The sequence below is a fragment of the Bacillus sp. (in: firmicutes) genome (assembly GCA_017656295.1).
In the GTDB taxonomy this organism is placed as follows: Bacteria; Bacillota; Bacilli; order Bacillales; family JACDOC01; genus JACDOC01.
Window position 1 is genome coordinate 78,811 of sequence record JACDOC010000001.1, and the last position, 23,709, is coordinate 102,519.

Here is a 23,709-nt window from a genome sequence, read left to right on the forward strand (position 1 = left end):
CAATTTGGGTGTTGATTAAAAAGGTAGAGGAGGAAAAAATTCATGAAGAAAATTTTAGTCACCGGAGCCCTTGGACAAATTGGAACAGAATTAGTCATGAAGCTTCGCGATGTGTACGGTGACCAAAACGTCGTTGCCACCGATATTCGCCAAGTGGACAATGACGTTGTGAATAGCGGCCCGTTTGAAGTTTTAGATGTAACGGACGCGGATAAAATGTTTGAAGTAGCGAAAAAGTATGAAGTAGATTCCATTATTCATTTAGCGGCCCTGTTATCAGCAACAGCTGAAAAAAATCCGCTCTTAGCATGGAATTTAAATATGGGTGGGCTAGTCAACGCACTTGAAGTGGCACGAGAACTTAAATGTCAATTTTTTACACCAAGTTCAATCGGAGCATTCGGTCCAACGACTCCCAAAGACAATACCCCACAAGATACAATTCAACGTCCGACAACGATGTATGGGGTGAATAAAGTAGCTGGAGAACTTCTTTGTGACTACTATTTCTATAAGTTCGGTGTCGATACACGTGGCTTGCGCTTCCCTGGTTTAATTTCTTACGTAGCACCGCCTGGAGGTGGAACAACCGATTATGCCGTAGAGATTTATTATAAAGCGCTACAAGAAGGAAAGTATACTTCTTACATTGCGAAAGGTACGTACATGGATATGATGTACATGCCAGATGCGTTGAACGCTATTATCGACTTAATGGAAGCCGATGCGTCGAAATTGAAGCACCGGAACTCTTTTAATGTAACCGCGATGAGTTTTGATCCAGAAGAAATTGCAGCGGAAATTAGAAAGCATATTCCTTCCTTTGAATTAGATTACGATGTAGATCCTGTTCGCCAAAGCATTGCGGAAAGCTGGCCAAATTCCATCGATGCTACGTGTGCAAAAGAAGAATGGGGCTTTAAAGCTGAATACGATTTAGCGAAAATGACGGAAGATATGCTAACCAAATTAAGAGAAAAATTATCAGTATAAATAGAGGAGAAGGCATACAAATCAGCAAAGATTTGTGTGCCTTTTTTGTAAAATACTATAAATATTATATAAACATAATAAAAAATTATTCGAAAATATTGAAATAAATCGACAGAAATTTTATAATAAATTTAAAATTAAAACTTTTTATTAATATATTTATTTTTTTAAAACATGTGGTAGGATATAAACGGTTTTATTCATAGTTGTTTGAAAATTTTGATATAACTTAAAAATAAGGAGGATAATCATGCAAACACAACTTTCAGGCAAGCAAGTGTTGGCAGTTGGTTTAATGTTGTTTGCTCTTTTTCTAGGTGCAGGTAATATGATTTTCCCTCCAGCATTAGGGCAAGCAGCTGGATCAAACGTATGGGTTGCCATTGTAGGATTTTTAATTACTGGAGTAGGTCTGCCGTTATTAGGGGTTACCGCTATTGCGTTAACAGGTAGTGACTTAGAAAAATTAGCTTCACGTGTGCACCCAATATTCGGAATTATTTTTACATTTATAGTATATCTTGTCATCGGTCCGTTATTTGCGATTCCGCGCACAGCGACGGTGTCATTCGAAATTGGTGTCACACCGTTTTTATCCGAAGCCGCTAAAGGGGGAAATTTATCCCTATTCTTAACAACAGTCGTGTTCTTTGGGATTACGCTTTGGTTAGCCATGAACCCATCTAAATTAGTAGACCGCGTTGGTAAAATTTTAACACCTATTCTAGTGGTCGTTTTAGCAACGCTCGTCATTAAAGCTATAATCACTCCAATGGGAGAAATCGGAGAACCAGCAGAGGCTTACCAATCTGGAGCTTTCTTTAAAGGATTTATTGAAGGGTATTTAACAATGGACACGCTGGCGTCCTTAGTTTTCGGAATTGTGGTTATTCATGCAATTAAAAATTTTGGTATAAGAGATAACAAAGTGTTAGCGAAGGCAACCATTAAAGCAGGTGCCATTGCAGCAACTGGATTAGCGCTTGTGTATGTATCTTTAGCTTATATAGGGGCAACTTCTATTAATGTGATAGGACAAGCGGATAATGGTGCGGTTATATTATCTGGTTCGGCAACGCACTTATTTGGTTCCATCGGTACAACCATCTTAGCATTAGCGATTACATTTGCGTGTTTAACGACATCCATTGGCCTTGTATCATCTTGTAGTGAATATTTTAGTAAAGTCTTCCCGAAGGTTTCTTATAAAACATTTGTTATCATTTTATCTATCTTTAGCATGATTATTGCTAATGTCGGTTTAACACAATTAATTCAAATTTCGATTCCAGTGCTTTTAATGGTGTATCCGTTAGCGATTGTCATTATGTTCTTATCTTTCTTACCAGAATCTATTTCTGGTCACTCTCCGGTTTACGTGTTTGCTTTAATCGGAGCTGCGGTAGTGAGCATCGTTGATGGACTTGCGTATACATCACTAGATGTATCTGCTCTTCAAGATGTTTTGTCTTTGTTACCATTATATAGCCAAGGGGTCGGCTGGTTAGTACCATCTCTTGTTGGAGCGATCATGGGTTACATCATTGCTCAATTAGGTAATAAACAAAACGGTTCGAATGCATTGAAAAAAGCATCCTAAGCCGACCGATAAAACAAAAGGTGATCACATGAGTGGTCACCTTTTTTGTCATTTCTATATTTATTGTAAAAACAAATTGAAGCCCTTGTCGATATGGAAGTATTTCATTTTTGGTTACATATTCTGAAAAATTCACTTGCCGGTCAAACTATGTTATTTGCCCGATGGCGAAAAGATCAAAAAAATAGAGTGTAAAAACAATTTGTTTCACACTCGACTCGAAACACTAAAAAATGAAATGGGCGACAAGAACAATAATCGGTAAAGTAATGATTGTACGTAATAAGAAAATAATGATGAGATCTTTCATATTTACAGGAACTTTGGAACCAAGTAGCAGTCCGCCGACTTCAGACATATAGATGAGCTGTGTAACAGATAAGCAGGCAATGACGAAGCGCGTTAATTCGCTTTCAATACCAGATCCGATTAACGCTGGTAAAAACATATCCGCAAACCCGATAAGTAACGTTTCTGACGCTTTCGCTGCTTCTGGAATTTGCATGAGTTCAAGTATCGGAATAAACGGTTTACCTAACCAAGCGAAAAAGCTTGTATATTCGGCAATTCCTAACGCAAGCGTACCTAATGCCATAACGATTGGAGCGACACCCATCCACATATCTAAAATATTTTTCGTTCCATCTTGAAGGAATTTTTTCAGGCTATTATTTTTCCTTGCTTGAAGTAACGCTTGTTCGTAGCCGTAACCGATACGAGAATATCCTGCTGGAATGTCCTCGCTAGTTTTATCACCAGGTCGTCCATCCACGTATGTGTCCTGTTTTTTCGATAATGGCGGAATACGTGGAATAATGATGGCTGCTACAAATCCTGCAAGTGTGACGGTTAAATAAAATGGTACGAAATAGCTTTCAAGCCCTACTTCGGAAATGACAACTAAGCTAAAGGTAATTGAAACAACCGAGAAAGTCGTACCAATAATGGCAGCCTCTTTTTTGGTATAATAACCTTCTTCGTATTGTTTACTTGTTAATAAGACACCAATGGTTCCATCCCCAAGCCATGACGCTAAACAGTCAATCGAAGAACGTCCAGGTAGTTTAAAGACCGGACGCATAATTTTTGTAAGAATTGCTCCAAACAGTTCGAGTAGACCAAAATTTAATAACAGCGGAAGAAACATCCCGGCAAATAAAAAGACAGCGAATAAGATTGGAAGTAGTCCTGTGAGTAACAGTCCACCTGTATTTTCAGACCAAATCCATTCTGGCCCCCATTGATATAACGTCATTAATGCAAAAATCGCACCGAGTAGTCGTGCTACCAACCAAACAGGTTTTACATCAAGTAAGGCTTTAAGGAAAGGAGAGTTTTCAATAAACGACGGTTTAAATAATTTTGCGACAATTGTTCCAATAAGTGTCAGAACAATGATATACGTCATGAGAATCGGGATTCGATCACCTAATAATTCTTGCAACGCATTGGATAAAATCGCAATTGGAATGGTAATTCCTCCGTCATGTGGAATCGGAGTCATAAATAAAAAGATACCGAGTAACGAAGGAATCAAAAACCTCAATGAGTCTATCAAACTAAAATTGGCTTGTTTCATTCTACCCATCACCCTTTTCAAAAGAATGTATAAATATAAAGCACGACTAATTTTAATTCAAATAAACCTTTTTGTCTAGGATATTATAAATTATTGTATAAATTTTATTATAAAAACAATTCAAATAACTGAAAACGTTTACAAAAACTATCACACCCCCCTTTTAAGTGTATAAATATCAAATGATTTGTAAGAAATTAAAATCAGAAACCTGTTTAAATTCTGATAATTTTTATTATACAAAAAACTAGTTATGTTGAAAAGAATATAGTTTTCATCAATTATTAGAAAAAAATTTTGGAAATAAGTAGGAATTTTGGTCTATATGTCGAATGAATAAATGACTATGAGAGCTTATATGTATCCGCTTTAAATCTGGGGGTATAGGATAATGCTCGCAAGACCATTGTTACGCTTTATATTACAACTCGTCCTTTCTGTCTTCGGTATCATCCTTTTAGCAAGTTTACCGTATTTTATTCAAGCGACCATATCTGGAGAATATGGATGGAGATATTACGGAGAGGCTATTGTCCAGATTGTCTATTCTTTTATTCACCCGTTACAACAAACCGTAACCATAGGGGATAGCAAACAATTGCTTCTTCCAGTATTGATGGATCGTGTTATTTATTCATTGACCATTTTATTTTGTGCAATAGTTTTCGCATTTTTATTGGCCGTTCTTTTGGCAATCATAAGCATGCTTTTTCCTTACAACATTCGAAAAAAGTTTAGTTTCTTTCTATATTTATTGGAATCACTTCCTGATTTATTAGTGATAGTTTCTATTCAAATGTTTATCGTTTTTATTTTTAAGAAAACAGGGATTTTACTTAGTTCCGTAGCTACGTTAGGAGAACAACAAATATACGTTCTTCCGATTGTTTGTTTGTCCATTTTACCTACCATTATGCTCTACCGACATGTGATGGTTCTTTTGGAAGACGAATGGCGGAAAGACTATGTCACCTTAGCTCATTCTATTGGGTTAAAAAGAGTGGTAATTGTTGTAAAACATATATTTCGAAACGTTGTAGTAAGTTTATTTTTTCAGTCAAAAAAGACGATTTGGTTTATGCTTTCGAACTTGTTTGTCATTGAATATTTCTTTAATTTAGGAGGAATAGCTACATTTTTGAAACAACATTTGCATCCAGTAGTGTTCTCGTATTCTATGATTGCTATCTTTCTTCCAATATTCATCATTTATACATTTGGGGAATGGTGTTTTCGAAAAATGGGGTTGATTAGAATATGAATTCCGTATGGAGACAGCCATTGTTTCTAACTGGGTTCACATTTCTCAGTGGCTTGCTAGTATTAAGTTTTGTTTATTCGTGGATGACGAATGGAGAAATTCCACAAACGAACTTTTTATACGACGCAAATGGAAAGTTAGTGGATGTTTCTCCTTTATCTCCGCATTGGAAGATGCCATTAGGCTCTGATATGTATGGATATAGTATGTTATCTAAAATCATTATAGGAGCAAAGTTTACGATTTTAGGGGCGTTAGCAGTGGCACTTATTCGTGTTGGTTTAGGAATTCCTCTTGGGTTTCTTGTTGGGATTTATGGACAGCGCTACAAACGATGGATAACCGCTTTTGTTGATTCGTTTCATTATGTACCGTTAACGGTGGTCGCCTTTTATTTATTGTTTCCTGTTCTTTGGGAGCCAAGGGAAGGGTTTCAAACAACCTTAATGGAGCGAATTGTCTATGAAGTAATGATCTTATCCTTATTAACCGTTCCAGTTGTAGTTGTATTAGTAGGAAATGAGGCAGAACGGTTGTTACAAGAGGAATTTATCGTTTGCTCGAAGACGCTTGGTGCTTCCACATTTCGAATCATACGAAAGCATTTGATTCCAATGATGAAGGAAAAACTCGTTCTAATTTTTGGTCAACAAGTGATGCAAACGTTAATTATCCTCTCACATTTGGGCTTATTACAATTATTTTTCGGTGGAACGAATGTATCCTATGATCCACTCTTTAAAGATCCACCTCTTTCCATCTCAAATGAATGGTCGGGGCTTATTGGGAGTTCCTTACCGTATTTCAAAACAGCTCCTTGGATGTTGTTTGGCCCTATTGCCTTTTTTGGTCTTACGATGTTGGCCACCGCTTTCATGATGGAAGGGTATGTACGAGCCACAGCCGGATATTCATATTACTTTACGAAAAAGAAAAAGGAAAAAATGATATCTCGCCAAAATGCAGAAACGACAGCTGCTTCATTTCATTTCGAATTGGTCAAGCGCCATTCTTTAAAAGAAAGTAACTAACGTATCATATAAATACTTGGAATAGGAGGACAAACTGTGTATAGAAATATTCAACTGTATCGAAATACGTTACAATTACTTTCAGATGAAGAATTAATTTATGCTTATAAAAAAGCGGTTCGAAACTCGCTATCGATGGAGTTCATATCGCTGCTAAAAAAAGAAATTGAAAACCGTGGAGTGAAAATTAGAGAATTGCAATATACGTAAAAAAGCGTTAAGGGAATACACCTTAACGCTTTTTTTCATTAGGCAAATAGGAAGAGTCCAATCGAAATAATAACTCCACTAATAAACAGGACAATCAGGCAGAAGCCCATAATATCTTTCGCTTTTAATCCGGCAATCGCCAAAGCTGGTAATGCCCAAAACGGTTGAATTAAGTTTGTCCACGCATCTCCCCAAGCCACAGCCATCGCAGTTTTTGCAATGGATAAGTCAAGCGACTGAGCCGCTTCAATCATAATTGGTGCTTGAACAGCCCACTGGCCACCTCCAGAAGGTACAAAGAAGTTGACGATACCAGCACTGATAAACGCAAAGAAATAGAAGGTAACATCATTCGATATATTCACAAAGGCTTCAGACATGACGACCGCTAAACCGGATGCCGTCATCATTCCCATAATTCCAGCATAAAACGGAAATTGAATAATAATACCACTCGCACCTTTCACCGCCTCATTCACAGCTTGAAGAAACCGTTTTGGCGTCCAGTGGAACAAAATACCTAGGAAAAGGAATAAGAAGTTCACAATATTTAAGTTTAAGGAAAAACCGCTTTCAATAAAGTAATAGAAAAGGAAAAAAAGACCTAAAAGTCCGACCAATAACGAAACTAGAAAATTATTTTCTAACCAATTCGCAGGCGTACGCACTTCCTCAACAGTAGCCGCTTGAGTAGACATTCCATCAAGCAAACTTGGATCAATCGTAATTGTTTGATCTTTCTCTGGATGCATAAACCGATTTAATAAAGGAAGAATGAGGAATAATGCCACGACAATGAATAAGTTATACGTAGAGAAGATCGTTTCGTTGGTAGAAATTACACCGATTTGTTCGGCGAATGGATGTCCTTCCGTTGCAATGGATAGAGGAATAGATCCCGAAAATCCTCCGTGCCAGACGATAAATCCACTGTAAGCGCTCGCGATTAATAGTCGATAATCCACGTTTGGAACCCGTTTGGCTAATTCTTTAGCAAACAGGGCCCCAATGACTAACCCAAATCCCCAGTTAATCCAGCTTGCAATCATCGAGACAACCGTGACAAAAATGATGGCTGCACCCGGTGTTCTTGCTCCTCTCGCTAAACCGTTTAACAACGTTCTAAAAAAAGGGCTACTTGCTAGAACGTATCCGGTAATAAGGACAAGTACCATTTGCATGGAGAAGGATAATAAGTTCCAAAATCCATCTCCCCAATACTGAACCATTTGACCGGCAGTACTATCGGTAAAAAGTAATCCAAGTACAAAAACGACAAATGTTAAAAGAACTACAAAAATAAATGGATCTGGTAAATAACGTTGCATGAGGCGATTTGAAAAATGAATTAAGCTTTTCATCTAATTCCCCCTTTGTTTGTCTGTTTTTAAAGCGCTTACATCTTTAAATAAATTCTATTAATATTAGAAAATTCCTTTTATTATGAAAATAAATTTAATAAAAAATTTTCTTGGTGGCGATTTGATTAAGAATTTAGAACAATAATGTTGAAAAGGTGGGGACAAGTAATGGACATCATCAACGAATTAGAACATCGTTTGTATGCTGAACGAAATAAAGAAAATGCCCAGGCGATGGAGAAATACATGAGAAATTTATTTCCCTTTATCGGAATCAAAACCCCTGAACGAAATAAGCTGCTGTCAACTTTTTACCAGGACACCGGTTTATTAAAGAAACCGTTTGATCGTTCGTTTGTCCGAACACTTTGGAAGAAGGAAGAACGAGAATTTCAATACACCGCACTCAATTATATGACCCGTAAGAAGAAAGAGTTGCAACCGGAGGATTTAACATTATGCCATGACTTAATAACGGAAAAATCGTGGTGGGATACCGTCGATCATATCGCGAGCCATTTAGTCGGCACATTGGCCAAAAGGTTCCCGGAAGAGGTGTTACCGACTGTTGACAAGTGGCCAACGGATGACAATATGTGGCTTCGGCGAACGGCAATTATATACCAATTAAAGTATAAAGGGGAGACGGACGAACAACGACTATATGGAAATATTTTAAAAAATGCTACAAATCACGAGTTTTTCATTCAAAAAGCGATTGGATGGGCCCTACGAGAATACTCAAAAACGAACCCTGATTCCGTCAGAGCCTTTATTCAACAGCATCCGTTACCAAAGCTAAGTGTGCGCGAGGGGTCTAAGTACGTGTAGAATGGAAAAGATGAAGGGGACGTGATACAATGACCATATACTGGAATAACAACAAAGAAGGTGACAGTATGATTCGTTGTATCGCATCTGACATGGATGGTACATTAATCAATAGTCGACAAACCATTAGTGAGGCTAATCGAGAGGCAATATTAAAAGCCCAGCAGGAAGGTATTCAAGTCGTCATTGCTACCGGCCGGTCATACGAAGAAGCAAGATACGTGCTACAAGAAGCCGGCATTCATACGCCAATCATTTGTGTCAACGGTGCAGAAGTCCGCGACCAAAATGGAACGGTTGTTCATGTACATAGTCTTGATAAAAAAGATGCTCAAGAAGTTATGAACATCCTAAAAGAAATCGACATTTATTTTGAGTTATATACGAACAAAGGAACGTTTACAGAGAATTACGAAATAGGATTACAAACCGTTATTGATATTTTTACAACGACGAATCCACCGATGCCAGAAGAATTTGTTCGCCAAATGGCCAAAGAGCGATTAGAAAAAGGATTTATTCGTGAAATCGGAAGCTACAGCGACATCATGTCAGATAACGAAATTCACATTTATAAATTTTTAGTGTTTTCAGCTGACAAGGAAAAATTACAGCTGGCTCATCAGCGCTTGCAACCTATTTCGTCGATTGCCATTAGTTCTTCTGGTAGTGAAAACTTAGAAATTACCGATCAGAAAGCGCAAAAAGGAGTCGCACTAAAAAAACTTGTCGAACAACAAGGCATTGCTTTAGAAGAAACGATGGCAATTGGAGACAACTATAACGATGTATCCATGTTTAACATCGTCGGCTACCCGGTCGCGATGGGAAATGCCTTGGATGATATTAAAAAGCAATGCCGTTATGAAACAGTGACAAATGATGAAGACGGTGTTGCCAAAGCAATTGAAATGGCGCTACAGAAAGTAGGAAAATAACGTTTTTATAGAGTACAAGGTGAAAAACCATGAACTGGGCTTTTGTCTTGTTTTTAGTCGTTTTCTTGTTCGATATCATTATTGCTTTTTCCAACCAAAAAACGAAAAATGGCTGTTTTATGAGCATATCTTTCGTGCACTCTTGTTTGGATGGCTAGCGTTAGCTACTTGGACTCAAATAGATACGTTCTACCTGCTGGCAATTGTGAGCTTTGTCATCACCGTTGCCATCCAGTTACAAAGAAAAATAGAAAACAAAAAAAGGGGAGGTTAGTCTCCCCTTAAAATTTTTTTCCAATACCATTCATAATGAGCTGGATCATGATATCAATATCTTTTTCATCATCCCAGTTTTTATCAGGAAATAACACGTTCCGAGCAATTAAATGACCGAAGATAACCGAAAGGATGAATTGAAAAATATACTTTGGCGGTAAATCGATTAGCTGTCCTTTTTCTTGATAGGATTTAATAATATGGAACATTCGATTAGCTAATTGTTTTGACACATGCTGAAAAAACTGATCTTTTAACTCCGGATGGAAGGAGATTTCTTGAACAAATATTTTAAATAGAGGCATGTTGTTTCGCAAAAATTCTTGTCGATTATGAATAATTGCCCGAAGTAAGTCAGTGAACGAGTCAAATTCGGTATCCAACAGCTTATGAATACCACGAGTAACAAAAGGGGCGGCAATTTTGGACATGACCGGTCCGACAATGGCTAACAGCAAGTCTTTCTTAGTTCTATAATGACGGAAAATCGTTCCTTCGGCGACGCCAGCTCTTTTAGCGATTTCGCTTGTTGACGTGGAAGCGAATCCTTTTTCAGAAAAGATCTCAATGGCCGCCTCTAAAATTTTCTTTTGTTTTTCTGTAATCTTTTCTTCGTTTTCTAATATAACGTCCAGCATGTCTTGATATTCTTGCATGGAATAAACTCCTTATATGATCAATTTGTACTTATATTTTACGATATTTTTTTAAGGCAGCAATGTTTAAGAGAATGAAAAGGAATGAAAACCCAGCCAGGACCATTAAATGGATGGATGTATCCCATAAGCTATATCCTCGAATCATCACATCTCGTAAGCTGTTTGCTGCATAATAAAGCGGTGTGCATGGACCGATCCATTGTAACGTCGGATGAATCGTTTCTATATTGAACAGGCCGCTAAAGAAAATTTGTGGCACAACGACAAGAGGGATAAATTGCACCATTTGTAACTCATTTTTGGCAAAAGCGGATAGTAAAATACCAATCGTTAAGGCGGTAAATGACAATAACAAGATGACAAGTAAGACTTGCCAAAACGCTCCTTCCATCATCATATCGAGCACGTAAATGGCGTACCACGAAATCAAGGAAGCTTGAAGAACGGTAAAAATACCGAATCCAAGCACATACCCTATGACAATTTCCCACGCTTTAAGAGGGCTTGCTAATAACCGTTCAAGTGTACCGGACGTCCGTTCGCGTAAAAAGGAAACCCCACTAATTAAAAAGACGAAAAAGAACACGAAAAAGCCTAATAAAACTGGACCAAAATAATCAAACTGCTTCATATCGGCTGAGCCATGTAAAAACTGGACATCAAGTGATAGCTCATCCTTTTTTGGTTGCAGTGTTTTCAACCATTCTTGTACCTCTTGAATAACCGCTCGATTTACGGATGGATCGCTTCCTTCCAGTTTTAAAACAGGGATAGGATTCATAAGCAAGTAAGCATCGATTTCTCTTTCTTGTAGCAACTCTTCAACTTCTTTTTCCGAATCGTACAAGATAAATGTCTCGTTATCTTCTTCAATGAATGGTTCCATGACCGGAACTACACCAATCGTTGGATCAATCTCCCCTTGGTCAAAGACAAGCCATAACATGGTTAAAATAAATATAGGGGCAAAAATTAATAAAGCCAATGTTCGGCGGTCCCGTAAAAACTGTCGTAAAATACGAACCACTAATGCTTTAATTCGCATGAGCCTTCCCTCCTAACATTAAGAACACTTCTTCTATCGAACTGGCCTGGTGATGGTTTTTCATGTTTTCAGGGGAATCATTCGCAAGTAATGAACCGTCTCGAATGAGTCCAAGTCGGTCGCATCGTTCGGCTTCATCCATGACGTGAGTCGTCACAAAAATCGTCGTTCCTTGCTGTTTTAATTGTTGAAACTGCTGCCAAATTTGCTGACGTAATAAGGGGTCAATGCCGACAGTCGGTTCGTCTAAAATTAATAAAGAAGGTTCATGAAGGAGGGCAATCGCTAACGAAAGACGACGCTTCATTCCCCCAGAATACAGGTGAACCGGTTTGTGTAAATGGTCGAGTAAATCAACGGTTTCCATCACCGATTCAATACGCTCCTTTTTTCGTTTACCTTTTAATCCATACAAAGAAGCAAAGAAATCTAGGTTTTCTTTGGCGGTGAGTTCGTTATATAACGCATCCGATTGGGCCATATAACCGATCGAGGTCATCGCTTGTAAAGACGGCATTTTGACTCCATTCATCCACACCGCACCACTATCAGCTTGCTCAAGACCCATCATAATTTTGACGAGTGTTGTTTTTCCTGATCCAGATGGTCCTAACAAGCCATAAATTTCACCAGCCGAAATGGATAATGAAATGTCGCGTAACACGTTCAGCGATCCAAACGACTTCGATAGGTGCTGAATATCGATGAGTTTGGTCATTACAACCACCTTCCGTTTCTTTTGAACATATTTGTGAGTGATTACTCACTTTTATCATACATAATTTATCTTGATTTATGAAGTGAGTAATCACTCATTTTATCAAATTTACTCATAACTTTGGATTTTTTTTCATAATCTAGAGATTTTTTCTCATAAATTTTAAAAAATTTCTCTTATTTGAAAGGATTTTCTCATAAAACTAGCGTTTTCCCTAATTGTTTCTATCTGCAAAAAAACAGGGTGAAAAACGTATCACCCTGTTTTTTTGATCTAACTATGCTCTTGTAACTAAAGGAAATGTCCTTGAATTCAACTCTAATGGCGATACCATTGATAAGACCAAAACCGTTCGTATTGAACCCATCGAAGTCCTTCAGGATCGTTGTTGGCGATTTTTTGTTCAATATCAGCTAAGATCCATGCTGTTTGCGATTTATGCGCCCGCATCGCCGCCATTTTTTTCTCTTTTACCGCTTCAATATTGACGATAATATCAGGCGGACCGAGCTCTTCTTGGCAATTGTGCGAAAAGGCGACGCAATGTAACTTCGGTCGCTTTGTTTCTGGTATCCTCTCGATCGCCCGAACGACAGCACGTCCCGTTGCTTCGTGGTCGGGATGAACGGAGTAGCCTGGATAAAACGTAATGACTAAAGATGGATTCGTCTCGTTAATTAAATCGGTCATCATTTGAATTAATTTTTCTTCGTCTTCAAATTCAATCGTTTTGTCGCGAAGACCCATCATCCGTAAATCTTGAATACCAAGTACGTTGGCCGCTTCTTGTAGCTCTTTCTTTCGGATGAGGGGAAGGGACTCCCTTGTAGCAAACGGGGGATTCCCCATATTTCGTCCCATTTCACCTAACGTTAGACACGCATAGGTGACGGGGGTCCCATTTTCTACATGTATAGCAATCGTCCCTGAAACGCCAAATGCTTCATCATCTGGATGAGGGAAGATAACTAACACGTGTCGTTCTTTTTGAACCATTTTGATGAACTCCTCTCTCCCCTTATGCAAATGGGGTCAAACTGAGTTGAAGGGCGACAGCTAGCTTTCCTTCATAATCGTGACCAGCCATGAGTAGGCGTCCTAGTTCGTCCACTTCATAATGTGTAAGACCTTCAGCATAGATCCAACCAAATGGCATTTTTAGGCCGACACGATACGGTCCGTTACCGACGATTTTGCCGTGCTCGTACGTGACTTTTGCGTTCCGTATATACGCTCCTGAAGAAAAAGACGTTTTATTAAAGTGGGAGGCATAAGCCCCATTGGTCGTTTCTAAGTGTACATATACTTCTTTTTTCGCAAAACGATTAATTTCGGCTTGAACGTCGGCAAGCTCAATGGGTTTCATTCCAATTCCTCCTTGAATACTTAAAAGCGTCGGTGAGCAGCGTGCATCACAGGTCCAACAAAGTCATTCAGACGGAATCCGTGGCGAACCGCTTTGGAAATAAATTGTTTCGCGAGTCCAACCGCATCTTTTACAGTGCGTCCTTTCGCTAACTCCGCGGTGATCGCCGCGGCATACGTACATCCAGCTCCATGAGTGTACGTTGTGTCCACTTTTTCCGCTTCCAAAAGTGTGAACGTTTGACCGTCATATAACAGGTCCACCGCTTTGTCATGAGCCAGCTGTTTTCCGCCTTTTATTAAAACGTATTTCGCTCCTTGGGAATGGATAATTTGGGCAGCTTCTTTCATGTCATCGATCGTTTGAATTGGACGAGTTTGAGCTAATTGACTAGCTTCAAATAAGTTTGGCGTCACCACGGTTGCTCGCTTCACCAGAATGTCGCGTAGCGCATCCGTCGTTTCTGGATGAAGTACTTCATTTTCTCCTTTACAGACCATTACCGGGTCGATAACGACGCGATTCATGTCGTGCTTGTCGATGTAAGAAGCCGCTAGTTCAATTACATCTACAGAGCCTAACATTCCTGTCTTTAACGCATCGATTCCAACAGAAAAAGCGGTTTGTAATTGGGCCTCTAACGTAGAAAGATCAATCGGATACACTTGGTGATGCCAGTCGGTTGGGTCCATCGTCACGATTGTTGTAAGGGCAGTCATTCCATAAACATTTAGTTCTTGAAACGTTTTTAAATCCGCTTGAATCCCAGCTCCACCACTTGTGTCAGAACCGGCGATTGTTAATGCTTTATGTAAAGTCATCATGTATCACTCCTTATACTAGTTCTATACAAAAAGGTATTTGTATTTTAGCATATACGAAAATGCCAAAGAGTGACAAACAATATGAATAAAGTTCACCTATTTCGAAGACCAATTGGGCCACACTGATTCTTGAATCGTTTGTTATACTATAAGAAACAGAGATACAAACTGGGGAGAAGGTTCAATGAAGAAAAAAATATTACATAACGACTGGGGACCATTGCTCGAAGATGAGTTTCAAAAACCGTACTACTTAGCATTACGTGAGTTTTTAAAAAAAGAATACGCGACACAAACAGTGTATCCGAACCCGTATGATATATTTAATGCTTTGCATTTTACGCCATATCATCAAGTGAAAGTTGTAATTTTAGGGCAAGACCCATACCATGGACCTGGACAAGCACACGGATTAAGTTTTTCTGTTCAACCAGGAGTGGAACCACCGCCATCGTTAAAAAATATTTTTAAAGAATTGCACAATGATCTCGGTTGCTCGATTCCGAACCATGGGCACCTTGTGTCGTGGGCGAAGCAAGGGGTTCTCCTGTTAAACACAGTATTGACGGTTCGAAGAGGTCAAGCCCACTCCCATCGCGGTAAGGGATGGGAACAATTTACAGATCGCATTATTACCTTATTATCTGAACGGGAACGACCGATTGTATTTATTTTATGGGGACGACCTGCTCAAACCAAAATGTCTTTAATTGATACGAGTAAACATTTTGTCATAACATCTCCGCACCCAAGTCCACTGTCTGCTAATCGAGGCTTTTTCGGAAGTCGTCCGTTTTCCAAATCTAACGCTTTCTTACGCCAAATCGGTGAGGAAGAAATTCAATGGGAGCTTCCGAACATGTAACAAAAAACGACATGTTTCACGTGAAACATGTCGTTTTATTATCACTTCATAAATTCAGGTAAAGAGAAACAGCTCGTTAAAATGTCTTGGTTAAAATATTTCGTATTTAATGGACGAATTTCTACGTTTTCTGGAGTAATAGGGTGCACTTTTGAACCAATCGTAAAGCTCCATAATCCTCCAGGATACGTTGGAACAACTGCTTTATAAGTTGCGGAATGGCGGAATAAGTCAGCAATGTGACGTTGCGTTTGTCCTAACACATCTTGATGGAAAAGAGGAGATTGGCTTTGACAAACCATTATACCGTCTTCTTTTAATGCCTTCTGTATGTTGGCGTAAAAATCATAGGAGAATAATTGCTCAGCTGGTCCCACTGGGTCGGAAGAATCAACGATAATCACATCGTACTCGTTTTCTTTACCTGCAACGAATTTTAATCCGTCAGTAAATAAGAAATTTACACGTGGGTCAGATAAGTTTCCAGAAACTTCTTGTAAATGTTCTTTACATGCTTGAACCACGAGCTCGTCAATTTCAACCATATCAATTTGTTCTAGCTCTTCATATTTTGCCGCCTCGCGTGCCGCACCGCAGTCGCCACCGCCGATAATTAAAACTTTCTTTGGATTTGGATGAAGTGAAATAGGAACGTGGGTAATCATTTCGTTATAAATATGACCATCTAGCGCTGTCGTTTGAACAACGCCATCTAAAATCAACATCCGTCCGAAATCGTGCGAATCTACAATCATCACGTGTTGAATAGGAGATTGCTCAGAAAACACGACTTCTTTCAGACGATAGCTTATTTTTAAATTGTCACGGTCGTTTTCAGTTAACCATAGATTTCCATCAAATTCTTGAATCCATTCTGGGTATTGTTTCATGATAACCTCCTTATGTTATTGGTATTTATAAGAAAATTAACAGTCATTTCTAATTCTGTTTGATAGAATAAATATACACGACCTTTATTGTAACAAATTCAACCTTCTTGTGTAAAAAAAACAACGAATTTTGTTAAACAAGTTGAGTCAGGGAGAGAATGGTATGATTAAGGTTAATTGCTTTCAATGTCGTTTCTTTTACGTCACGTGGAATCCTATTCATCCACGAGGATGTAAAGCGTATAGCTTTAAATCAAAAGCAATTCCGTCACAAGTGGTGTTGCATGCATCAGGTCAGCCGTGCTTAAAATTTATAAAAAAACAAAAATAAGAGGTTCATCATGAGTAGTTTTTAACATTTGCGATTAGGAATTGGCTTAATGGTTGCCGTTATTTTGTTAGGTACGTTCGGTTTTATGGCGTTCGTGGAAATGACGCTTTTTGATGCATTTTGGATAACCGTGGTAACCGTGTTGACGGTAGGCTATGGTGATACGGTCCCGACTTCATTTGCAGGGAATGTATTTGCTTTATTGATTATTCCGATGGGTATAGGTATTGATACATATGTCATCGGTTCGATGACAGCATTGATAATCGAAGGGGATTTTTCACAAGCGGTAAGGAGAAAAAGATTGGAAAATCCGATTGAACAATTATCGAATTATATGATGTTTGTGGACTCGGTTCATGTTGGGGAACAAGTAATGATTCAATTACTGGAAAAAGGGATTCCGGCGGTCTTCATTGATAAAGCTGAAGAGTTAATAGTAAAATTAACAACAGCTACAATTGTTTGAACAAGCTGTAAAAGAAGAAAAAGAGGTGTAATCATTGAACGTATCCTACGCCACATTGTTACGAAAAATGGAACAAGAGTTACATCAGGCCAAACAGTCGGGACAACTTCAATCGATTCGACAGCATGTCCAGGCGATTAAAGCTTTGTGTGAACTCGTGTTAGAAGAACAAGAAGAAGCTCAAGCAGCCATGATAGAAACAGCTCAGTCCAAAGTAAAGACGATATCTTCTACGACCATTCAGCCACCGTCCTTGTCTTCACAAGTATTAACAACTGACGATGGAGCCAATGGAGAATCGATTTTTGATTTTTAATGAAAGGAAGTCGAACGACATGAAAATATTTATTATATTAGGGGCTTTAAATGCCTTTTTATCCGTAGCCTTAGGGGCTTTTGGTGCCCACGGGTTAGAAGGAAAATTAGAACCAAAGTATTTGGAAATATGGAAAACAGGTGTTCAATATCAAATGTTTCATGCGATTGGGTTATTAATTATTGGGATCTTCGCTGGAAACATTCCAGCAAGCTCACTGATTTCGTGGTCAGGCTGGCTTATGTTTCTTGGAATCTTACTATTTTCCGGTAGCTTATACGTATTAAGTGTTACTAGAATAAGTATTTTAGGGGCAATTACTCCAATTGGAGGCGTATCGTTCCTTGTTGCTTGGTTGTTATTAATTTTTGCTGCCTTGAAGTGGATGTAATTATTTTTTTATAAAGGCTATGTTATATTTCCATTGTTGATTTTTATTAAGTTGTTCACACGGCGGCGACTCAGCGGGAACAAGAAGCCGCAAGACCCATACTTGAGCGTAGCGAGGGAAGCGGCTTGCGGCTTGCCCGCGGAAAGCGTCCGCCATAAGCGTAATGAATAAATATCAACAGTATCGTTTAACAGACACCCATGCCAATAAAATTGGCACATCGATGAATAAAATAACAGCAAAAGTTATCCACAGTTATTTCAGGGTAGAGCCTTTATAAAAAAAAGGTGACAGGTTTTTTGAAGCTTTTCCTGTCACCTTTTTTCCTATTTATCTTGGAGAATATGTCGCCAATTGCATCGTACTATTAAACGGATACTCGTATTCAATTTCCTCTTCAAATTCGACATAGTCTAGGTAAATCATAGGTATTAAATAACGTTTTCCTGTTTCTGGATCGCTTAAGATGAGATGGTCGCGTCCCGCAGCCTCAATGAGTCCTTTAAAAATTACTGCATTCCATTTTTGGTTGTTTTCAAATGTCGTGTAGACTTTAACAAGCTTCCCTTTGTTTAAACGCAAAATGTTTTCAATATACGATTCTTCAATTGGAAGCATGCCTGGAATGGGTTGAGACTTAGAAGGTGCATCCAACGGTTGTGGTACTTGGAGTTGTGAACCCGCTGGCTGTTGGAACATTTGTGGATAATATTGCTGTGGATACCCCCCATTTTGTCGAACTTGTTCATACCACTGAGTAGGATAGGACCATTGAACAGGATAATACCAATGAGTCATATGCTCGCCTCCTATTTAATATCTATACACACTTGGACAGTCGGATTGAGTTGGTGAGAAGAAGCAATGAGACTTAAATCGACCAGAATTCCATTGGCCAAACCATTGGGCAGGACAACTTCCATCAGGACGGAAAAACCATAATGAATACGTCGCAGGATGAAAACGCTCCCCATTAATCACTCTTCTTGCTAAATTAATTTCTCTTTGTCGAGCCCGCTGATAAAAATATCCCTTTTGGACGGCTTCAAATCCCCCAGGTGATTGAAACACCATACTTCTGATGGTACGAATTTGTGGGAAATCTAAACAATCTGCGCGGACGCGATTAATGCCGACGTTTCCTACCATTAACATTCCAAGCTGCCCATCACCTTCTGCTTCTGCCCGCATTAACCGAGCCAACAGCTTCACTTCTTCTTCGTTGTACGCAACAACCGCCACTTAACCACCTCGCTTTGTGAATACATGACTACGCATGAATACACTATTCCATATGTATGCGACAGATATGAAAAATATGTTTGAATGAAAGAGGCGCTAAACAAGGAAAGTTCTAGCAAGTGGCAAATAAATAGCGGATTGTTATAAAAAAAGTGGTAAGTAAATATCCGTTTGGGGTTAAGGATCGTAATTGGCTAATAAACTTGGTACTCTGGTAAGTAAATTGGAAAAACTGGCAGTAAACCAGAAGAGAGAAGAAATCTCCCTAATCTCTCGAGTGTTCACTCATTTTTATAAAAAAACGATTTTAATTATCAAGGAAACATCATCTTTTGATAAATCGCCTTTTTATACAAAAAAACCGACTTCACATAACTTTGTGAAGTCGGTCTTCGATCACTTTATAGCGTATTCACATGTAAAAACTGAGCGATGCGATCTTCTTCTAAAAGGTTACCAACAAAGAATGAACCAAATTCGCCGTAGCGAGCACTTACTTCATCAAAACGCATTTCGTAGACGAGCTTTTTAAATTGAAGAACGTCGTCAGAGAATAAGGTGACACCCCATTCATAATCATCGAATCCGACAGAGCCCGTAATGATTTGTTTTACGATGCCGGCATATTTACGACCAATCATGCCGTGGCTGCGCATAAGTTCACGGCGCTCCTCCATCGGTAGCATGTACCAGTTGTCGCTTCCTTGGCGACGTTTGTTCATTGGATAGAAGCAGACGTGTTTCGCTTTTGGTAAAATCGGATACAATCGCGCACGAATATGTGGGTTTTCGTACGGATCTTCATCGGAAGGCAGGTAGTTACTTAACTCGACAACTGATACGTACGAATAGCTTGGAATCGTGTATTCAGCAAGTTTTAATTTGTTAAATTCTGTTTCAATTTCGTTGAGCTCTTCCATTGTTGGGCGAAGAACCATCAACATAAAGTCGGCTTTTTGTCCGACAATGGTGTATAGCGCGTGGCTACCTTTATTTTTCTCTTGTGTTTTGTTTAATTTGTCTAAAAACTGTAAAAACTCGTGAATAGCCGCTTGACGCTCATCACTGGATAACGTTTTCCATACGGACCAATCCATCGTCCGGAAATCGTGAAGCGAATACCAACCATCGAGTGTTTGTGCTGGTTCACTCATGTTCATCACTCCTATATTAATCTGTCCAACTTTACTATATCACAGTTTTCCTTTTGTAAGCGAATTCTACCCAAATGGTCGATAAATATTCAAAAATGTACTTTTGTTATAAGAATTTTTTCAAAAGAAAGACTTTTTAATGAAACCGTTGTCATCCTACCTTTTTCTTGAATTTTCATTACAGTGGGGTATGCTAAACTTGAAAGTACATGAAGGAGGACGTAGCTGTGAGCGATTTATTTACCGTTTTAAAAGACAAAGTTGCAGGAAAAGATCGTAAAATTGTGTTTCCTGAAGGATTAGATGAGCGTATTTTATCAGCGGCTAGCCGTCTAGCGGAAGAGAAAGTGTTAACACCGATTTTGGTTGGTAACGTGAACGACATTCAGCAAAAAGCAAGCGAGTTAAACGTTTCCTTAGAAGGAATTGAGATTTACGATCCGAACAATTATGCAGAAATGGATGAGCTCGTTGCTTCTTTTGTGGAGCGCCGGAAAGGAAAAGCAACAGAAGAGGATGCTCGTCAAATTTTAAAGGACGTTAACTATTTTGGTACGATGCTTGTTTATACGAAAAAAGCGGATGGGCTGGTAAGCGGAGCGGCTCATTCCACAGCTGATACCGTACGCCCGGCATTGCAAATTATTAAAACGAAAGAAGGCGTTCGAAAAACGTCTGGCGTATTTATTATGGTTCGCGGAGATGAAAAATACGTGTTCGCCGATTGCGCAATCAACATTTCTCCAGATAGTCAAGATTTAGCGGAAATTGCGATTGAAAGTGCGAAAACAGCTCAAATGTTTGATATTGAGCCACGTGTAGCAATGCTTAGCTTCTCGACAAAAGGTTCCGCGAAGTCTCCTGAAACAGAAAAAGTAGTAAAAGCTCTAGAGTTAGCGAAAGAACGTGCGCCTGAACTGGTGATTGACGGTGAATTTCAATTTGACGCTGCCTTTGTTCCGTCGGTGGCGAAGAAAAAAGCACCGGATTCTCCTATTCAAGGAGATGCCAATGTCTTTATTTTCCCAAGCTTAGAAGCCGGAAATATTGGGTACAAAATTGCTCAACGGTTAGGGAATTTTGAAGCAGTAGGTCCAATTTTACAAGGGTTAAACGCCCCCGTGAACGATCTTTCTCGTGGTTGTAATGAAGAAGATGTGTATAAGCTTGCGTTAATTACAGCGGCACAATCGTTATAAGAAGAAGCCCATCCTGTCCCCTTATAGTAGGCAGAAAAAAGAAAGCACATTAATCTGTCTACTATGGAGGGGATTTTTTTAATGGGGAAAATAAAAAAAACATATAATGTAAAGTTAAATAATAGCAAAGAATACATGCCTACTCGGTCTGAAAGACAAAAAAGAATTGGTACGTAAACCAATTCCATTTTTTGATAAACGCTCATACACGTTATTCAATTCTCGTACTCGTTTATTATCTTATTCCTCTATTAACGTACTTAAATTTTTCGGACAGCACTTTTCTAGAAAATCGATTTCATTTAAATTACGGGCAAATTCCCCTTCGAATGAATATTTTTTCATATATCCTTTTCCCGTGGATAGCGATTGGTGTAATTGGATAAGATTTCATGTAAATACAGTAACGTTTGAACCCATGCTACCTTTCATCAAAAAAGTCATTAAATACTTCTTTATCTTTTGTATCCTTAGAAAAATAGGGATTTTCCACTGTAGGATCCTTTGGATCAAGATTGGTTTTGATTACAAGAGCGGGTTCATCCGAAGGTTCTACGATAATCCGATCGTTTAATTGTTTAAAATCAGGCATGTCACGATTTCCTTTTGGCTCTTTCATAAATAAACACCTCCTAATATGATAGGATCCCCATATAGTAGACAGATAACCACCGTTTCCAAAAGAAATTAAGCACCCTGAGTCCTTATGTATATAGGACTCAGGGTGCTTAAATGTGCTTTTTTATTCCTGTCTACTTAGTAGGGGTCCTTTATTTATGGCAGGCATTTCTTTTTCAAAGGCTATGTTATGTTACATTGTTGATTTTTAGTAAGTTGTTCACACGGCGGCGACTCCACCGGGAACAAGAAGCCGCAAGACCCTGGACTGAGCGTAGAAGGAAGCGGCTTGCGGCTTGCCCGCGGAAAGCGTCCGCCTGGAGCGAAATGATAAATATCAACAGTATCATTTAAGAGCCTTTTCAAAAAGGCTAACGGATAAAGGATAAAATCGCCAGGGGGTTTGATTTCGATCGTTATGATATAATACGTTCGTATACATGAAGCAGTTGACTAAAGGAGAACAAGCAGATGGAACAGGGGAAACAATTGCTACAACAACCTGTATGGCGAATTATTGATCAATCGAGCTTAGGTCCATATTTTGAGGCATTGCAATCGTTTGCGATGGACGATACCCTTTGCACATCTGTTGGTACGGGCCATTCACCAGCAGTAGCGCGGGCATGGGTCCACCATCAGACGATTGTGCTCGGGATTCAAGATACAAAGCTTCCTTATTTGGCGGACGGGCTTCGGACGTTAGAAGAAAAAGGCTATCGGTACATTGTTCGAAATTCTGGAGGCCTCGCCGTTGTCCTCGACGAAGGGGTATTAAACTTATCCCTTGTGCTTCCTGAAAAAGATAAAGGCATCGATATTAATCGAGGCTATGATGCGGTGTGGCAGCTTGTGAAAGAAATGTTTGCCGATTTTCCTGCAACCATTGAAGCAAAGGAAATTGTCGGTTCGTATTGTCCGGGAAGTTACGATTTAAGCATTAACGGAAAAAAATTTGCCGGTATTTCACAACGGCGCATTCGCAACGGTGTCGCTGTCCAAATTTATTTATGTGTAGACGGCAGCGGCTCAGAACGAGCAAAAATCATTCAACAGTTTTATGAAGAAGGTAAAAAAGATGCGGAAACGAAATTTTCGTACCCTAACATTCGTCCAGAAGTGATGGCCTCCTTGTCCGAATTGTTGGGGACCTCCCTAACCGTTCCGGATGTGATGCTTCGCTTTTTGAACGTTTTAAAGGCCAATTGCGACCGGATTTACGCGAGCCATTTAGATGAGCACGAAATGGCTTGGTACGAGAGTTATTATACGAGGATTATTGAACGGAATGAAAAAATGTTAAAAGGGGTGTAATCCTCCTAATAACGGCCGAACCTGCAAATAAAGTCGGCTAAACTTCAAAAAAAGGAAAAAATACAAATAAAATGTTTGAACTATAAATAAAGTGCAAATAAACTGACGGGAACTGGGAAATAAAACCATCCAGAGTACAAAAAAGTAGCCGTAACTGGTAATAAAGATGGCCTAAAGGGAAATAAAATAGCGGCATCGGCAATTAGGATGATCAAACAGAGTCTTCTG

The 23,709-nt window shown here is 39.1% G+C and carries 28 protein-coding genes; 15 read left to right on the forward strand and 13 right to left on the reverse strand.

The window, feature by feature from the left end:
- Window positions 1–42 precede the first annotated feature (42 nt).
- Window positions 43–993, forward strand: coding sequence for an L-threonine 3-dehydrogenase (locus tag H0Z31_00390; GenBank protein MBO8175893.1), 951 nt, complete (start codon window positions 43–45; stop codon window positions 991–993).
- Between the two features lie 250 nt (window positions 994–1,243).
- Entirely contained in the window at window positions 1,244–2,593 is a 1,350-nt protein-coding gene (brnQ, locus tag H0Z31_00395; GenBank protein ID MBO8175894.1) for a branched-chain amino acid transport system II carrier protein, read from the forward strand.
- A 226-nt stretch (window positions 2,594–2,819) separates the two neighbouring features.
- On the opposite strand, the gene H0Z31_00400 is transcribed toward brnQ, so the two are convergent.
- Window positions 2,820–4,172: a YjiH family protein gene (locus H0Z31_00400; GenBank protein ID MBO8175895.1), complete on the reverse strand. Its 1,353-nt coding sequence runs from the start codon at window positions 4,170–4,172 to the stop codon at window positions 2,820–2,822.
- A 391-nt stretch (window positions 4,173–4,563) separates the two neighbouring features.
- Here H0Z31_00400 and H0Z31_00405 point away from each other — a divergent pair, with 391 nt between their 5' ends.
- Genes H0Z31_00405 through sda form a run of 3 tightly spaced genes read left to right on the forward strand, consistent with a single transcriptional unit; the run spans window position 4,564 to window position 6,674 of the window.
- A complete protein-coding gene (locus tag H0Z31_00405; protein ID MBO8175896.1) occupies window positions 4,564–5,433 on the forward strand; it encodes an ABC transporter permease subunit in 870 nt (289 codons plus the stop codon).
- Window positions 5,430–6,464: an ABC transporter permease subunit gene (locus H0Z31_00410; GenBank protein MBO8175897.1), complete on the forward strand. Its 1,035-nt coding sequence runs from the start codon at window positions 5,430–5,432 to the stop codon at window positions 6,462–6,464. Before H0Z31_00405 ends, H0Z31_00410 begins: the two co-directional genes overlap by 4 nt.
- 36 nt (window positions 6,465–6,500) lie before the next feature.
- Window positions 6,501–6,674, forward strand: coding sequence for a sporulation histidine kinase inhibitor Sda (sda, locus tag H0Z31_00415; GenBank protein MBO8175898.1), 174 nt, complete (start codon window positions 6,501–6,503; stop codon window positions 6,672–6,674).
- 38 nt (window positions 6,675–6,712) lie between these two features.
- Here the strand turns inward: sda and H0Z31_00420 are convergent, their stop codons facing one another.
- Window positions 6,713–8,035: a short-chain fatty acid transporter gene (locus H0Z31_00420; protein MBO8175899.1), complete on the reverse strand. Its 1,323-nt coding sequence runs from the start codon at window positions 8,033–8,035 to the stop codon at window positions 6,713–6,715.
- 168 nt (window positions 8,036–8,203) lie between these two features.
- On the opposite strand from H0Z31_00420, the gene H0Z31_00425 reads away from it, so the two are divergent.
- Window positions 8,204–8,866 (forward strand): DNA alkylation repair protein, encoded by a 663-nt coding sequence (locus tag H0Z31_00425; protein ID MBO8175900.1) that lies wholly within the window; start codon window positions 8,204–8,206, stop codon window positions 8,864–8,866.
- Window positions 8,867–8,934: 68 nt separating this feature from the next.
- Window positions 8,935–9,804, forward strand: coding sequence for an HAD family phosphatase (locus H0Z31_00430; GenBank protein MBO8175901.1), 870 nt, complete (start codon window positions 8,935–8,937; stop codon window positions 9,802–9,804).
- A gap of 281 nt (window positions 9,805–10,085) precedes the next feature.
- On the opposite strand, the gene H0Z31_00435 is transcribed toward H0Z31_00430, so the two are convergent.
- From H0Z31_00435 to pdxK, 6 genes are all read right to left on the reverse strand, one after another.
- Window positions 10,086–10,736, reverse strand: a complete 651-nt coding sequence (locus tag H0Z31_00435) for a TetR/AcrR family transcriptional regulator (GenBank protein ID MBO8175902.1) — start codon at window positions 10,734–10,736, stop codon at window positions 10,086–10,088.
- Window positions 10,737–10,767: 31 nt separating this feature from the next.
- Window positions 10,768–11,784 (reverse strand): ABC transporter permease, encoded by a 1,017-nt coding sequence (locus H0Z31_00440; protein MBO8175903.1) that lies wholly within the window; start codon window positions 11,782–11,784, stop codon window positions 10,768–10,770.
- Window positions 11,774–12,502, reverse strand: coding sequence for an ABC transporter ATP-binding protein (locus H0Z31_00445; GenBank protein MBO8175904.1), 729 nt, complete (start codon window positions 12,500–12,502; stop codon window positions 11,774–11,776). The genes H0Z31_00440 and H0Z31_00445 overlap by 11 nt, the downstream gene beginning before the upstream one ends.
- 318 nt (window positions 12,503–12,820) lie before the next feature.
- Window positions 12,821–13,498 (reverse strand): bacillithiol biosynthesis deacetylase BshB2, encoded by a 678-nt coding sequence (gene bshB2 / locus H0Z31_00450; protein MBO8175905.1) that lies wholly within the window; start codon window positions 13,496–13,498, stop codon window positions 12,821–12,823.
- A gap of 22 nt (window positions 13,499–13,520) precedes the next feature.
- Window positions 13,521–13,868: a YojF family protein gene (locus tag H0Z31_00455; GenBank protein MBO8175906.1), complete on the reverse strand. Its 348-nt coding sequence runs from the start codon at window positions 13,866–13,868 to the stop codon at window positions 13,521–13,523.
- Window positions 13,869–13,888: 20 nt separating this feature from the next.
- Window positions 13,889–14,689, reverse strand: a complete 801-nt coding sequence (gene pdxK, locus H0Z31_00460; GenBank protein MBO8175907.1) for a pyridoxine/pyridoxal/pyridoxamine kinase — start codon at window positions 14,687–14,689, stop codon at window positions 13,889–13,891.
- 187 nt (window positions 14,690–14,876) lie between these two features.
- On the opposite strand from pdxK, the gene H0Z31_00465 reads away from it, so the two are divergent.
- Window positions 14,877–15,557 (forward strand): uracil-DNA glycosylase, encoded by a 681-nt coding sequence (locus tag H0Z31_00465; GenBank protein MBO8175908.1) that lies wholly within the window; start codon window positions 14,877–14,879, stop codon window positions 15,555–15,557.
- 41 nt (window positions 15,558–15,598) lie between these two features.
- On the opposite strand, the gene speE is transcribed toward H0Z31_00465, so the two are convergent.
- Window positions 15,599–16,447: a polyamine aminopropyltransferase gene (gene speE, locus H0Z31_00470; protein MBO8175909.1), complete on the reverse strand. Its 849-nt coding sequence runs from the start codon at window positions 16,445–16,447 to the stop codon at window positions 15,599–15,601.
- 380 nt (window positions 16,448–16,827) lie between these two features.
- Here speE and H0Z31_00475 point away from each other — a divergent pair, with 380 nt between their 5' ends.
- The 4 genes from H0Z31_00475 to H0Z31_00490 are packed head-to-tail and all read left to right on the forward strand — an operon-like array spanning window position 16,828 to window position 18,125.
- Window positions 16,828–17,247, forward strand: a complete 420-nt coding sequence (locus H0Z31_00475) for a two pore domain potassium channel family protein (protein ID MBO8175910.1) — start codon at window positions 16,828–16,830, stop codon at window positions 17,245–17,247.
- A gap of 34 nt (window positions 17,248–17,281) precedes the next feature.
- On the forward strand, window positions 17,282–17,563 hold the full coding sequence (locus H0Z31_00480; protein MBO8175911.1) for a YwdI family protein: 282 nt from the start codon (window positions 17,282–17,284) through the stop codon (window positions 17,561–17,563).
- A 19-nt stretch (window positions 17,564–17,582) separates the two neighbouring features.
- On the forward strand, window positions 17,583–17,954 hold the full coding sequence (locus H0Z31_00485; protein ID MBO8175912.1) for a DUF423 domain-containing protein: 372 nt from the start codon (window positions 17,583–17,585) through the stop codon (window positions 17,952–17,954).
- A 33-nt stretch (window positions 17,955–17,987) separates the two neighbouring features.
- Window positions 17,988–18,125 carry a hypothetical protein gene (locus H0Z31_00490; GenBank protein ID MBO8175913.1) on the forward strand — a complete coding sequence of 46 codons (138 nt, stop codon included), beginning with the start codon at window positions 17,988–17,990 and terminating at the stop codon, window positions 18,123–18,125.
- 159 nt (window positions 18,126–18,284) lie between these two features.
- Here H0Z31_00490 and gerQ read toward each other — a convergent pair whose 3' ends face one another.
- The 3 genes from gerQ to H0Z31_00505 form a co-directional block, all read right to left on the reverse strand.
- Window positions 18,285–18,653 (reverse strand): spore coat protein GerQ, encoded by a 369-nt coding sequence (gene gerQ, locus H0Z31_00495; GenBank protein ID MBO8175914.1) that lies wholly within the window; start codon window positions 18,651–18,653, stop codon window positions 18,285–18,287.
- Between the two features lie 114 nt (window positions 18,654–18,767).
- A complete protein-coding gene (locus tag H0Z31_00500; GenBank protein ID MBO8175915.1) occupies window positions 18,768–19,196 on the reverse strand; it encodes a cell wall hydrolase in 429 nt (142 codons plus the stop codon).
- Between the two features lie 401 nt (window positions 19,197–19,597).
- Window positions 19,598–20,350 (reverse strand): heme-dependent peroxidase, encoded by a 753-nt coding sequence (locus H0Z31_00505; GenBank protein ID MBO8175916.1) that lies wholly within the window; start codon window positions 20,348–20,350, stop codon window positions 19,598–19,600.
- A gap of 227 nt (window positions 20,351–20,577) precedes the next feature.
- On the opposite strand from H0Z31_00505, the gene pta reads away from it, so the two are divergent.
- Window positions 20,578–21,549 (forward strand): phosphate acetyltransferase, encoded by a 972-nt coding sequence (gene pta / locus H0Z31_00510; protein ID MBO8175917.1) that lies wholly within the window; start codon window positions 20,578–20,580, stop codon window positions 21,547–21,549.
- 421 nt (window positions 21,550–21,970) lie between these two features.
- Here the strand turns inward: pta and H0Z31_00515 are convergent, their stop codons facing one another.
- Entirely contained in the window at window positions 21,971–22,168 is a 198-nt protein-coding gene (locus H0Z31_00515) for a hypothetical protein (GenBank protein MBO8175918.1), read from the reverse strand.
- 113 nt (window positions 22,169–22,281) lie between these two features.
- On the opposite strand from H0Z31_00515, the gene H0Z31_00520 reads away from it, so the two are divergent.
- Together H0Z31_00520 and H0Z31_00525 are read left to right on the forward strand one after the other, a co-directional pair.
- A complete protein-coding gene (locus H0Z31_00520; protein MBO8175919.1) occupies window positions 22,282–22,521 on the forward strand; it encodes a hypothetical protein in 240 nt (79 codons plus the stop codon).
- A 117-nt stretch (window positions 22,522–22,638) separates the two neighbouring features.
- On the forward strand, window positions 22,639–23,481 hold the full coding sequence (locus H0Z31_00525; GenBank protein ID MBO8175920.1) for a lipoate--protein ligase family protein: 843 nt from the start codon (window positions 22,639–22,641) through the stop codon (window positions 23,479–23,481).
- Window positions 23,482–23,709: the final 228 nt, after the last annotated feature.

Coding starts and splice junctions, on each gene's coding strand:
- H0Z31_00390 (MBO8175893.1), top strand. CDS start 43: ATGAAGAAAATTTTAGTCACCGGAGCCCTTGGACAAATTGGAACAGAA.
- brnQ (MBO8175894.1), top strand. CDS start 1,244: ATGCAAACACAACTTTCAGGCAAGCAAGTGTTGGCAGTTGGTTTAATG.
- H0Z31_00400 (MBO8175895.1), bottom strand. CDS start 4,172: ATGAAACAAGCCAATTTTAGTTTGATAGACTCATTGAGGTTTTTGATT.
- H0Z31_00405 (MBO8175896.1), top strand. CDS start 4,564: ATGCTCGCAAGACCATTGTTACGCTTTATATTACAACTCGTCCTTTCT.
- H0Z31_00410 (MBO8175897.1), top strand. CDS start 5,430: ATGAATTCCGTATGGAGACAGCCATTGTTTCTAACTGGGTTCACATTT.
- H0Z31_00420 (MBO8175899.1), bottom strand. CDS start 8,035: ATGAAAAGCTTAATTCATTTTTCAAATCGCCTCATGCAACGTTATTTA.
- H0Z31_00425 (MBO8175900.1), top strand. CDS start 8,204: ATGGACATCATCAACGAATTAGAACATCGTTTGTATGCTGAACGAAAT.
- H0Z31_00430 (MBO8175901.1), top strand. CDS start 8,935: ATGATTCGTTGTATCGCATCTGACATGGATGGTACATTAATCAATAGT.
- H0Z31_00435 (MBO8175902.1), bottom strand. CDS start 10,736: ATGCAAGAATATCAAGACATGCTGGACGTTATATTAGAAAACGAAGAA.
- H0Z31_00440 (MBO8175903.1), bottom strand. CDS start 11,784: ATGCGAATTAAAGCATTAGTGGTTCGTATTTTACGACAGTTTTTACGG.
- H0Z31_00445 (MBO8175904.1), bottom strand. CDS start 12,502: ATGACCAAACTCATCGATATTCAGCACCTATCGAAGTCGTTTGGATCG.
- bshB2 (MBO8175905.1), bottom strand. CDS start 13,498: ATGGTTCAAAAAGAACGACACGTGTTAGTTATCTTCCCTCATCCAGAT.
- H0Z31_00455 (MBO8175906.1), bottom strand. CDS start 13,868: ATGAAACCCATTGAGCTTGCCGACGTTCAAGCCGAAATTAATCGTTTT.
- pdxK (MBO8175907.1), bottom strand. CDS start 14,689: ATGACTTTACATAAAGCATTAACAATCGCCGGTTCTGACACAAGTGGT.
- H0Z31_00465 (MBO8175908.1), top strand. CDS start 14,877: ATGAAGAAAAAAATATTACATAACGACTGGGGACCATTGCTCGAAGAT.
- speE (MBO8175909.1), bottom strand. CDS start 16,447: ATGAAACAATACCCAGAATGGATTCAAGAATTTGATGGAAATCTATGG.
- H0Z31_00475 (MBO8175910.1), top strand. CDS start 16,828: ATGGTTGCCGTTATTTTGTTAGGTACGTTCGGTTTTATGGCGTTCGTG.
- H0Z31_00485 (MBO8175912.1), top strand. CDS start 17,583: ATGAAAATATTTATTATATTAGGGGCTTTAAATGCCTTTTTATCCGTA.
- gerQ (MBO8175914.1), bottom strand. CDS start 18,653: ATGTTCCAACAGCCAGCGGGTTCACAACTCCAAGTACCACAACCGTTG.
- H0Z31_00505 (MBO8175916.1), bottom strand. CDS start 20,350: ATGAGTGAACCAGCACAAACACTCGATGGTTGGTATTCGCTTCACGAT.
- H0Z31_00515 (MBO8175918.1), bottom strand. CDS start 22,168: ATGAAAGAGCCAAAAGGAAATCGTGACATGCCTGATTTTAAACAATTA.
- H0Z31_00520 (MBO8175919.1), top strand. CDS start 22,282: ATGTGCTTTTTTATTCCTGTCTACTTAGTAGGGGTCCTTTATTTATGG.
- H0Z31_00525 (MBO8175920.1), top strand. CDS start 22,639: ATGGAACAGGGGAAACAATTGCTACAACAACCTGTATGGCGAATTATT.